The 11,646-nt window shown below is 56.2% G+C and carries 10 protein-coding genes and 1 tRNA gene; 7 read left to right on the top strand and 4 right to left on the bottom strand.

Going from position 1 to position 11,646, the window contains the following annotated elements:
• The first annotated feature begins 49 nt into the window (after positions 1-49).
• The 4 genes from HBA54_RS25880 (at position 50) to HBA54_RS25895 (ending at position 6,412) form a co-directional block, all read left to right on the top strand.
• Positions 50-126: transfer RNA gene (locus HBA54_RS25880), tRNA-Met, on the top strand.
• A 486-nt stretch (positions 127-612) separates the two neighbouring features.
• Entirely contained in the window at positions 613-1,455 is an 843-nt protein-coding gene (locus HBA54_RS25885) for a pPIWI-associating nuclease domain-containing protein (protein WP_205944925.1), read from the top strand.
• Positions 1,456-2,199: 744 nt separating this feature from the next.
• Complete coding sequence (locus HBA54_RS25890; RefSeq protein ID WP_167230660.1) at positions 2,200-4,509, top strand: AAA family ATPase; 2,310 nt, start codon at positions 2,200-2,202, stop codon at positions 4,507-4,509.
• A complete protein-coding gene (locus tag HBA54_RS25895; protein ID WP_167230663.1) occupies positions 4,499-6,412 on the top strand; it encodes a UvrD-helicase domain-containing protein in 1,914 nt (637 codons plus the stop codon). The genes HBA54_RS25890 and HBA54_RS25895 overlap by 11 nt, the downstream gene beginning before the upstream one ends.
• Positions 6,413-6,471: 59 nt before the next feature.
• On the opposite strand, the gene HBA54_RS25900 is transcribed toward HBA54_RS25895, so the two are convergent.
• From HBA54_RS25900 to HBA54_RS25915, 4 genes are all read right to left on the bottom strand, one after another.
• Positions 6,472-8,181 (bottom strand): recombinase family protein, encoded by a 1,710-nt coding sequence (locus HBA54_RS25900; RefSeq protein WP_167230666.1) that lies wholly within the window; start codon positions 8,179-8,181, stop codon positions 6,472-6,474.
• A gap of 1 nt (position 8,182) precedes the next feature.
• Positions 8,183-8,377 carry a hypothetical protein gene (locus HBA54_RS25905; RefSeq protein WP_167230655.1) on the bottom strand — a complete coding sequence of 65 codons (195 nt, stop codon included), beginning with the start codon at positions 8,375-8,377 and terminating at the stop codon, positions 8,183-8,185.
• Between the two features lie 348 nt (positions 8,378-8,725).
• Positions 8,726-9,109 (bottom strand): helix-turn-helix transcriptional regulator, encoded by a 384-nt coding sequence (locus HBA54_RS25910; RefSeq protein ID WP_167230669.1) that lies wholly within the window; start codon positions 9,107-9,109, stop codon positions 8,726-8,728.
• Positions 9,110-9,115: 6 nt separating this feature from the next.
• Entirely contained in the window at positions 9,116-9,673 is a 558-nt protein-coding gene (locus tag HBA54_RS25915) for a hypothetical protein (RefSeq protein ID WP_167230672.1), read from the bottom strand.
• Positions 9,674-9,824: 151 nt separating this feature from the next.
• Between HBA54_RS25915 and HBA54_RS25920 the strand changes: the two genes are divergently transcribed.
• The 3 genes from HBA54_RS25920 (at position 9,825) to HBA54_RS25930 (ending at position 11,629) form a co-directional block, all read left to right on the top strand.
• Entirely contained in the window at positions 9,825-10,064 is a 240-nt protein-coding gene (locus tag HBA54_RS25920; RefSeq protein ID WP_205944926.1) for a helix-turn-helix transcriptional regulator, read from the top strand.
• Positions 10,065-10,277: 213 nt separating this feature from the next.
• Positions 10,278-11,222: a radical SAM protein gene (locus HBA54_RS25925; RefSeq protein ID WP_205944927.1), complete on the top strand. Its 945-nt coding sequence runs from the start codon at positions 10,278-10,280 to the stop codon at positions 11,220-11,222.
• Positions 11,219-11,629, top strand: coding sequence for a DUF6375 family protein (locus HBA54_RS25930; RefSeq protein ID WP_167230678.1), 411 nt, complete (start codon positions 11,219-11,221; stop codon positions 11,627-11,629). Before HBA54_RS25925 ends, HBA54_RS25930 begins: the two co-directional genes overlap by 4 nt.
• Positions 11,630-11,646 lie beyond the last annotated feature (17 nt).

Consider the following 11,646-nt stretch of genomic DNA (forward strand, 5'->3'; position numbering starts at 1 on the left):
AAAAAAATCCAACACACTCCCTCCTCAAACAAAACAAAACCACCCATAACGCGGGGTGGAGCAGCCCGGTAGCTCGTCAGGCTCATAACCTGAAGGTCGTAGGTTCAAATCCTACCCCCGCAACCAAAACCCCGAAAAAAGCCTTGCTACCTCAAGAGGTTGCAGGGCTTTAATTTTTTCTGTGTTTGTGCCTCAACAAAATCAATGGCTTAGGTTCGTAGGTTCAAATCACCCGCAACCAATTGCTCTTTGGCGCGCCTCCGCCCTTGTGTGACGAGATCCCTGGCGGCCAGTTTCCCCAATAGCCGGGCCAGCCTCACCAAAGACTCATTCGCTTCACCTGACAATTTCAGCGTGTCGGAGGGATGTTTCGTGGACTGGTCGATAACCTCGGCAGCTACAAAGGTATTTTTCGTTCGCATTTCGTTCTTTTTCTATGGGTTTGGCAGAAATTCAGCTTATAATTGCGACAGTCGATTCTGCGTTGAGTTGGATTAAGCGGACTCTCGCGGCTGCAGGACGATGCCTCACTATTGGTCTTCTGGTAAAGGCGACACACAAGAGATTTAGACAAGCATGGTCAGACGAGTAACGCGCTCACAGTTGAACAGCATGGTACGCCAGGCGGAGCAAAAGCACCGTCAGGCGGTCAACAAGTATAATCGTGAGGCCAGAGCACATAATCAGAAAGTCAGGCAGTCGATTGACAAGTACAATCGGGACGTTCGTGCCTACAATTCGCGTGTCCGGGCGGACCGGCAACGGCTCAAGAATGAAATTGCAAGGCTCGGTCGCCAGCAGGTAACAACGCGTTACGTCACATTCCGAACATCAGTCACCGCCGTTCAGACCGCGTATGACCGGTTGGAGCATATGGCAGATGCTGGTGGTCTTGATGAGCGCTATAACGAAGTCCTCGATCTGTCTGAGCGGGAGGCCGCGAACAACGCAGGACTGATGAATGCCCTGCTCGGTGATGCAGATTCAGCCGGAGGCTTGCCACCGGATTCACCTGAAAGTGCGCTGACGCCGGTTTTGCGATCCATCTCCACTGAGCTTGGCGACCGCTGGCGAGGGGCATTGTTCTCACTGAGTCCGCACAACCCTGATGCCGCACGGCATTTCTGTACGAGTGTCCGCGAGATCATCACAAGCATCCTTGAAGTCAAGGCACCAGATGGTGCCGTCTTTGAGACGATGCCCGATTGCGACCGCACGCAGCAAGGAAAGCCGACGCGCCGCGCCAAGATTAGGTACTTCCTTCATCTAAAAGGCATGAAGCGAGATGAGCTTGAAGCGTTCGTCGAAAGCGACATGAACAATGTCGTAGAGCTATTTCGGACCTTCAACGAAGGTACCCACGGTTCCGCTGGGAATTTTGACCTCACGCAGCTTCAGGCCATTCGTAAGCGGGTGGAGGATGGCATTATGTTTCTTTCGCGGCTGGTGCCCTAATGTAGGTCACTGCAATGCATCCAGTCCGCACAGTGCGAAGCATCATAGCTGGGCAATAAAAAATAATAAATTAGCCATCTGCGTGCGCCCTTTTGCTGGGTTCAACTGTTCAGGCCATGTTGATATCTTGGTTGGAGGTTCCAAACCAAAGGATTGCCCGCCAACATGTTGAGTGTTGGCGGGCAATTAACGCTAGATCAAACGATTACTTGCTACAGATTTTGAGTACTTATACCCTAACGGCGATGCAACCCCTTTTCTGCATCCTCGCCGTGACCTGAGTGGCGTCGTGATCGCGGTTGAGCTTTCGGCGCCTAGCGTTCCCCAGTGTTGGGTGGAGGGCAACGGCATGGGCTAAGCGAGTTTCCTTAACTGACACGCCGGGGTCATATCCCGGCTGCCACGCCTGAGGGTGTACCGATGCAACCGCATAGGGAACCTAACGCTCCCCAGTGGTGGGAAGTGGTGAAAGTTGTGCTGGAGGTAATCCGGCTCATTATAGCTATCGTCCTTAACCTCTAGGGGCGTCCAGGGCGCGGGCTTCGGTCCGCGCCCGTTTTTTAAAAGACTAAGTAACGACAAATTTATTATTGTATTCAATTTGAAAACTGTCAATATAAATTTGTTAAAATAGAATATTCATCTGTGTTAATTCTTAATGCCAATCATATCTCACATAAATAGAGAATTGATGTATTGTAGTCGCAAATAGAGAAATTTTGAAAAGGGCGATCATAGTTTAAAATGAAAATCAAATACGCCGAAATTCAAAATTTCCGAAAACTTCAGTCGGTGCGTCTCGATCTGGCGTCCGAGACAACGGTATTTGTCGGCGCGAACAATAGCGGTAAGACATCGGCAATCTTAGCTTTGCGGCGATTTCTGGTTGATCCGAGACGATTTGACGTAAAGGATTTTACGCTTTCTCATTGGAAAGAAATAAACAAGGTCGGGAAAAAATGGATTGAAGCGGTTGGACAAGAGGATCCCATTGACGGAGACGAGACCTTTTGGATCAAAGTCTGCCCATCGCTTGATGTTTGGTTGGATGTCGAGGTCAACGAAGTTCACCACGTCAGGCATCTGATACCTACACTTGATTGGGCGGGCGGACTACTTGGTGTTCGACTCGTATTTTGTCCGAAGTCAGTAAAGGACTTACGGAATGAGTTCGCCGTAGCGGGACGCAATGCCCGTAAACTGGTAACGGATGCCGGGGATGATGGAGCGGACCTTAAGATTTGGCCAACTACGCTATCGGAGTTCATTGAGCGCCGTTTGCTCAGTCAATTCGAAAGGCGTTCATATTTGCTTGATCCTGCTAATCTTCAAGACCCAGAAAAAGGCCTGGCAAGGCCACAAGAACTACTTGCAGAAAGCGAGCCTTTGGATGTCGCGCCATTCGAAGGCTTGATCCGAATAGACGATATTCCAGCCCACAGAGGGTTCTCGGACGTTGGCGATACGACGCGAACTTCCGGCGAGCACAATCCGAATGATGTGTCGGGACGGACAAATGCGTATCGGTTATCCGAGCAATTGCGTTCGTACTATTCGCGGCACCTTGATCCTACAGATGGTATTCCCGAGAGCAGCGACCTTGATGCTCTTAAAGCAATCAAAGTAGCGCAAGACCAATTTGACGAGAAGTTACGTGAAGGGTTTTCTGCCGCATTGAACGAGTTAGAGGACCTTGGATATCCGGGGGTCACAGATCCGAAGGTAACAATCTCGTCTCGAATTCGTCCGGCAGAGAGTCTGAACCACGCATCTGCCGTTCAGTATGATGTTGCGAACTCGGACGACGACAAAGATTCCGGTCTCATTCGATTACCTGAGCAATATATCGGGCTTGGATATCAAAATCTGATCTCGATGGTATTCCGCTTGATGAGTTTTCGTGATGCGTGGATGCAGGTGGGAAAAGCTGCGAGGACCCTCGAAAGTGGATCGCTGACTGACATTGCTCCAGAACCCATTCATCTTGTGATGGTGGAGGAACCGGAAGCGCATCTCCATGCTCAGGTCCAGCAGGTCTTTATCCGAAAGGCACACCACGTTCTGCGTAAACATGAGAACCTCGGCAAAAGCCCAATGTTCTCTACGCAGCTCGTTGTTAGTACACATTCGAGCCATATCGCACATGAGAGTGATTTTGCATCTTTGCGCTATTTTCGCCGATTGCCTGCCGGAGAAGCGGCTCGCATCCCAATCTCTTCCGTCGTGAACTTGTCCGAAGTTTTTGGGCCGGATCGCCAGACGGCGCGGTTCGTGGCACGATACCTAAAGACGACCCATTGCGATTTGTTTTTTGCGGATGCTGCAATCCTTGTCGAGGGACCGGCGGAACGCATGTTGATCCCGCATTTTATTCGAAACTCATACCAAGACCTACACAAGCGTTATGTGACTTTGCTTGAGATTGGCGGCAGCCATGCTCATCGGCTACGTTCGCTTATCGAGAAGCTCCACCTGCCGACATTGATTGTCACCGATCTTGATCCAGCGGAGAATAAGAAGGGGCAACCAATAACCATACCAGCAAGAGGTAAGGGGCATATTACTCGAAATGCCGTGCTGCGTTACTGGCTGCCGCATATAAAGGATTTAGACAAACTGCTTGACCTCCCGTTCGAGAATAAAGTTGACCAGCTAGATAGTCTGTTTTCTGTGCGCGTCGCATATCAGGCTCCCGTCATGATTACGTTGAATGACAATGAGGCGGAGGCGATTGCAACGACGTTTGAAGACGCTTTGGTCATCGAAAATCTGGACGTTTTCAAGACTTTGAAAGGCAAGGGATTGGTCAAAAAGTTCCGAGATGCAATTACATCTTCGGACAACGTACAAACACTCTCAAAAGAACTGCGAAAGGCTCTGGCAGATGGCCAGAAAGCTGCATTCGCGCTTGATATCCTATTTATGGACCAAGCAACTGAAGTTAGGGCCCCGACCTATATTGCAGAAGGCTTGAGTTGGCTTCAGACGCATTTGGAAACCACAAAGGTGGAAAGGTTGTCGACGGAACATCTGGAAGCTGACCATGACGGATAGTGGTGCGATAGATGACGACAGTGTAGATGCCGGTGCCGACGCGGAAATCGTTGAGTGCCTGAAACTCGATGCACCGAGGAGTTTCTTTCTGTTTGCCGGTGCAGGGTCCGGGAAAACGCGCTCACTCACAGAAGCGCTGAAAAAGGTGCTCCCGGAAGTGCGCAGGCATTTGAGGCTGCATAGGCAGCAGATTGCTGTCATTACCTATACGAACGCTGCATGTGATGAGGTTCGGCATCGGACTGAATTTGACCCTTTGGTCAAGGTCTCAACAATCCATAGCTTTGTCTGGTCACAGATTGATGGATACACAGCTGATATCAAGGCGTGGCTGGAGCAAGAACTAAATAACAACATAGCCGAACTGGAAGAGAAGGAACGCAAAGGGCGTGGAGGCAAAGCATCTCTAAAACGTCAGCGGGATATACGCGCCAAATCCGAGCGATTGGCTGATCTGCCGAGCATCAAGAAATTCACCTACAATCCCGACGGCGACAACTTTGGCAGAGACTCTTTAAATCATGCCGAAGTGATTTCCATAGGTGCAAATTTCCTAACAACTAAGCCATTGATGCAGCGCATTCTGGTCAATGCATTTCCAATAATATTAGTTGATGAAAGCCAAGATACGCATCGTCCATTCATGGAGGCTTTGTTCGACGTTCAGTGCAAGCAGAAGGATAAATTCTCGCTTGGTCTGATCGGCGACACCATGCAACGCATCTATGGTCATGGATTAGCAAGCTTGGGACAGAATGTCCCGCCGGACTGGTCGACACCGGCAAAGGCAATGAACCACCGCTCTCCCAAACGGGTCATAGAACTCATCAATCGTATTAGAGAGCCGGTCGATGGCAGGCAGCAGCAGGCAAGGTCGGATGCTCAGGAGGGAACGGTTCGCCTCTTTATTGCCGTGAGTGGAGAGTCATCAACGGAACAAACCGAGCAAAAACTTAAGGCGCGCATGGCGGAAGTCACTGGTGATGATGAATGGTCGAATCCCGAAGGTGATCTGAAAGTTCTGGCTCTTGAGCATCATATGACTGCTCGTCGCTTGGGTTTCTCGGAATTGTTTGAGTCTTTGGCTGTCGCAGACCGCCTGAGAACGGGTTTGCTCGATGGGACTCTTCCAGGTTTGAGGTTGTTTTCTGAACGCGTGCAGCCGGTTATCGCAAGTCGGCAATCTGGTGATGAGTTCGCTGTCGCTGTGATCCTTCGAAAATGGTCAGATTTGCTCGGCAAGAAGACGTTGTTTGCGGCTGGTGATGATCAGACCAGAACCCTTTTAGAAGCTTCTGCTGCTGTCGACCGTCTGGTCGAGTTGTTCGGGAACGGTGCTGAACCAAGTTTTTTGGACGTGTTACATGTTGTCGCGGAGACGAACTTGTTTCCTATCCCAGAAGCACTGCAGCCATTTTCTGATCGGTCAGAAGCAGCACTATTTTATGAGGTTTCGGCGGCTCTGGCCGATGTTGAAGACGATGACCGCGAAGAGCTTTCCGAGACGACACGCGCTTGGGGGGCATTTCTACTAACTCCATATTCGCAGATTGCCGCGTATCGAGACTATGTGAATGGTCTAGCAGCTTATGATACGCACCAAGGTGTAAAGGGAAGAGAATTTGACCGTGTATTTGTGATTGTGGATGACGCTGAAGCGAGAGGTTTTTTGTTCCCGTACGAGAAGCTCTTTGGCGCTAAAGACAAATCAGCAACAGACCTTAAGAACGAACAGGAAAACAAGGAAACGGGGATAGATCGCGCGCGCCGGCTTTTGTATGTGACATGCAGCCGGGCAATGCAAAGCCTTGCGCTGATTATTTATTCAGAAGATCCAAGAAAAGTGCGTGAGTACGTTTTGCGTGAGAGTTGGTTTGAAGAGCACGAGGTCGAGCTTCTCTGAGACGTGACATGGGGCGAGTCTAATTTCGCTCTAGGCTTTTGGATGTATGACGGTAGTGTTCATGTGACTGAACAGAAAAGTTCTCGTAAGTATCGTTGGTATCGCTCCCCCGCAACCACTGAAACCGACACTCCCGAAAATGGGGTGTCGGTTTGGTGCTTTTGGGCCCGGTTTTCTCCCATTTTTTCCCGGCTCTGCGCCGCCCAATCGAGGATGGTTCCGAGGTCGCCGTGCAGGGTCGCGTCGATCTGGCCGCGCTTTGGGCCCGGTGTGAGGGTGATCCTGCCGACGATATCGCGAATAGCCTGGGTCGCCTCGTCGCGTTCCTGCGGGCTCTGGAGCGCCTCTGCGAGGCGTTCCACCTTGCCCCGGTAGATGCCGGCAAAGCCCGGGTGAATGTCCGGCACGTCGGCGATGGCGCTGTCGAGGCGCGCTCTCAACGCATCCTGTTCGGCCTCCAGTTTGTGCAGGCGTTCCATCAGCGCGCGGGTATAGCCGCCGTCCTCTATAACCGCGACGATCTCCTTGAGCTTGCGGTCGATCTCCGAGAGCGCCCGGCGGTCTGCGCCGGCCGTGGCGCGGCGCTCGCGTTTCAGGCGGTTGGTTTCCTCGACATAGGCCCGCATGGCCCGGGCCGCCACCTCCGGGGCCATCAGCCGGTCGCGCAAGCCCGCCAGGACGCGTTCCTCCAGGACCTTGCGGGCAATGGAGCGGCTGTTCTGGCAACTGGCGTTCATCACATGGGTGGAGCAGGCGTAGCGGCCCTGGCCGCGCATCACATAGCGTCCCCCGCAGCAGCCGCAGAAGATCAGGCCGGCGAGCAGGGCGCGGGGCCGGTGGGTCCGGTTCAGGCGTTCGGCATGACCGGCCTTGATGGCGGGGGCGTAGGTGATCGCCAGCTCGGCCTGGCGCTCCTTGACCGCCTGCCAGAGCGCGTCATCGATGATGCGCAGTTCCGGCACTTCCTTGACGATCCAACGCTCCGGCGGATTGAGCCGTGAGACGCGCTTGCCGGTCGCCGGGTCTTTCATGTAGCGCAGGCGGTTCCACACCAGCCGGCCGATGTAGAGTTCGTTGTTGATGATCCCGGTGCCGCGCCGGGCGTGGCCGCGCAGGGTGGTGTCTATCCAGAGCTTGCCGGCCGGGCCGGGGATGCTCTCGGCATTGAGGCGCCGCGCCAGGGTGCGCGGGCTGACGCCAGCGGCGAAATCCCGGAAGACGCGCCTGATGACCTTGGCCTGGGCCTTGTTGATTCTGCGTCCGCCCCGGATCGGATCGCCCGCGCTGTCGGCATCCTTCACCACGTCGTAGCCGTAGCAGAGCCCGCCGCCGGACTTGCCCTGCTCGACCCGGCCGCGCAGGCCCCGATGGGTCTTAGCGGCGAGGTCTTTCAGGAAGAGGGCGTTCATGGTGCCTTTGAGCCCCACGTGCAGTTCGCTGATCTCCCCCTCGGAGAGGGTGACGATCTCCACGCCGGCAAAGCGCAGATGCTTGAAGAGGGTCGCCACGTCGGCCTGATCGCGGCTGACGCGGTCCAGGGCCTCGGCCAGCACCACATCGAAGCACCCCGCCTGCGCGTCCTGCAACAGCGCCTGCACGCCGGGCCGGAGGGTGACGCTCGCGCCGGAGATGGCCGCATCGTGGTAGGTCGCGGTGACCGTCCAGCCCTCGCGCTCCGCATGTTCGCGGCAGAGGCGGAACTGATCGGCAATCGATGCCGCCTTCTGATTGTCGGAGGAGTAGCGGGCATAGAGGACGGCGCGGGTCATCCTAGCGGGCCTCCCGGTCGTCGCCGGCTTGCCGGTTGTCGTTGGCGGCGCTCAAGCGCTCGAAGGCTTCGCGGGCGATCTGCCGGCCGAGCAGGCGCGCGAGGGTCAGCACCGCTGTATCCAGTCGCGTCTCTGCCGTCCCGTTGTCGTTCGCTGCAAGGATGTCTTCCTGCGGGCGATCCTGGTCCTCGTTCATCACCGACTCCTTCCCAAGGCGAGCTTGGTGGTAAGTCAGACGTGGGCTTGATTGTGGAACAGGTCAACAGGAAAACTCCAGTAATTCCATGCAGTTAGATCAGATCATAGCAAGTAAGAGCAGGCATGAGGAAGCGCTATCCGGTGTCATCCAATCTCATCCAATGAATATTTTTTGGAGCTTGGCAAAATTCTCGCCGGGCCGAAGAAGGCGGGCTGTCAAGGGCGGCCATCAGGCCGCCGCCTCCGGCGGTCGTCAGACCCTTGACAGCCCGGCGCGGCCCGGCAGGCTTGCCGGCAAGCCCTGAAACAATCCTCTGCCGGTTCTCCGGCGTCTTGCTCCGTTGGTTCATATCTTCATCCTGTGGCGCTCGGGGACGGCCTCCGCGATGGCGGTGACGAGAGCCTGGGCCAGCCCCAGGTCGCCGTCGTCGAAGCTGCGGGCCAGGGCGGTGATGCTGGCGATCTGGCTGGCGCGGCGCTCGGGCTCACGCCCCCGCGTGCGGTCCTTGAGGCGCGAGGTGGGAAAGAGCGCGGATGCGGGCACCTGCAAGGCGATGGCGAGGCGCTCCAGGGTGACGAAGCTGGGGGCGGAGGCGCCGCGCTCGATGGCGCGGACCGCCGCCTCGGAGCGGCCGATGCGCTCGGCAAGATCAGCTTGGGTCAGGCCGTACCGCTTGCGCAGGGCACGGACCAGAAGACCGACTTCGCGGGCGAGGGCGATGGTGGGCATCGGCATCTACACCAAGACGAGAGGGTCTGGCGTCCAGGGACGCACCCTGCCGATGGGCTGCCCGGGATTAGCCAAGCGCTCCAGATCGACAAGGGCGGCTTGCAGCCACTCACGGTCCTCGTACATGTAGACCCGCGCCCCGCCGCGCCGGGAGGCGATGACCCCAAGGGCGAGCTTGGCGTGGATGCCGGCGACCGTATGGGCGGGCACGGCAACGGCCTCGCGCACCGCATCGGCATAGCGTCCGTGGGTCTCCCAGCAGTGCAGCCAAGCCTCCGGATGGCTGTCCTGGAAAGGCCGGTATGGGAGATCGTGGCGCAGTTCTCTAGCCTCGCGGAGGCGGGCGCGCAGCCGCCGCGCCCGGGCGTTCTGGTTACGATAGGATTCGGCCACGGCGATGCGGCGGAACAGCTCGGCATCGGGATTGGTGTCTGAGGCGAGCAAGGTCGGAGCCGGCAGGGCGGCCAGTGCCTGGAAAAGCGGAAATGCCATTGCCGGGGCGGCAACACTGCCGGCCAGCATGGCCCGGCGCGAAAGTCCTGTGCTAAGGGTAGGGGTAGCCATGACCGGACTCCACTAAGTCGGGTTGTGGTCAGGCGTGGGGCGGGTGTTACGAGCACCCCCTCGCGCCGCTCTGTGCACCATTGTGGTTGCTTCGGTGTTAGCTTATCAACGTGACATCCATCCTGCGTAAAGTCAATATTAAAGTACAAAAATGGACTTGATAATAATCACCCGACATCAATGCAAAGCGGCTCGGGCATTGGTGGAAATGAAGCAGGTAGACCTTGCGGAAGCCGCTGGGGTTTCAAAACAGACACTGGTTGATTTCGAACGCGGCGCCCGAACCCCGCACCGCAATCACATTGTGGCTATTCGTACCGCTCTCGAAACTGCCGGCGTTGTGTTCATCGATCCGAACGGTGGTGGACCCGGTGTACGGCTGCGGGAATGATGTCGATCCGGCCCGCCGACATGACCGCGCCGAAAGAGCGCAATTCGCGGTATGGCGCCTAACGACAGAATGCAGCGGACGGCGAAGCGCGTCGACGCTGATGCTGAGCGATAGTGGCACGGAAGCATAGCGTCACAAGTTCGGGCGAGAAACACTGAGCGGCGAAACGTAATCCTTGCGAGCTGCGCGAACTGACAGGGGAGACGTAGGGTAGTGAAAGCTTCGATGGACAGCCATCAGCCTGACACTTGGCAGTTGCGCGGCGGTCCGGCGGGACTCCACATATTCAACCGCAATACCGGCCTGAACGTCCTCGTCGACGAGATTCCTGTTCCCTCCTCGCTCCACTCGCGGGCGCCTCGGCAGGTATCTATCGCGCTCACGAACCGCTGCGATCTAGCGTGCGTGCACTGCTACGCGCCGAAATCGCGGGACGAGTTGCGTTTTGACGCGATCACACGGTGGCTCGCCGAGCTTGACGCGAATGGCTGTCTCGGGATCGGCTTCGGGGGTGGCGAGCCCACGCTATATCCGGAGTTCGCAAGGCTCTGTCAGCACGCCGCACGTGAGACCCGGCTTTCGGTGTCATTCACGACGCACGGCCACCACATCGATAGAGAGCTGGCTGAACGGCTGCGCGGCACCGTGAACTTCATCCGCGTGAGCATGGATGGAGTCGGCGCGACCTATGAGTCCATCCGACGGAAATCATTTCCCGAACTGATCGCCAATCTGGACAACGTTCGGGACATCTCCCGCTTCGGCGTCAACGTCGTCATCAACAAGCGCACGCTGCCCGACCTCGATGAAGTTGTGCGTATCGCTGCCGACGCTGGGGCCTGCGAGCTGCTGCTTCTCCCACAGATGCCAGTTCGCAACGTACAGGCCATCCCCGAGGACGCGCTGCAGGACCTTTGCCGCTGGGTGAACGCGTATAAAGGACCCCTGACGCTCTGTATCAACGAGGCGAGCGCGGACGGCTTTCCAATTTGCGATCCGTTGGCCGGGGAACGTGGTCTTCGCGCCTACGCCCATATTGACGCGATGGGCGTACTTAAGCCGTCCTCTTACTCAAAGACCGGCGTTCAACTCGGGGAGGGAAGCGTGCTTCAAGTGCTCGACCAACTCGCGGACGAACTCGTGGAGAACGACAGATGAAGATCTGGTACCAGCACGGCTCCGAGCACTCGGCAAACCTCGTGATGATCGGACACTTCGAAGACGCAACCGAGGCGACGAAAGCAAAGGAGATCATCGACGCACTCACAGAGCAGGTTGCGAAGGATCAAGAGAATGGCACGCTTGTGCTCGGCACCCCCCAGAGTCGATATGGCAGCGAGATGCTCGATCTGCTCGGTCGCTTGAACGTGGCATCGATCGGACCGGGCGAGTTGGAACAATTCGCATACGAAGTCGATATCGAAGTGAAAGGCAAGTCGGTCGTCGTCACCACCGAAGAACTCGACATTGCCGTATTCCTCAAGATCCTAATCCTCCACGGTGCGCGCATTGAGGTTTACTCCGCGCATGACTATCCAGACACTGCCCACGGGCGAGGGAAATAGGCCCTGGTGGAGTTTCC

This window comes from Pelagibius litoralis (assembly GCF_011683915.1).
Lineage (GTDB): Bacteria > Pseudomonadota > Alphaproteobacteria > Kiloniellales > Kiloniellaceae > Pelagibius > Pelagibius litoralis.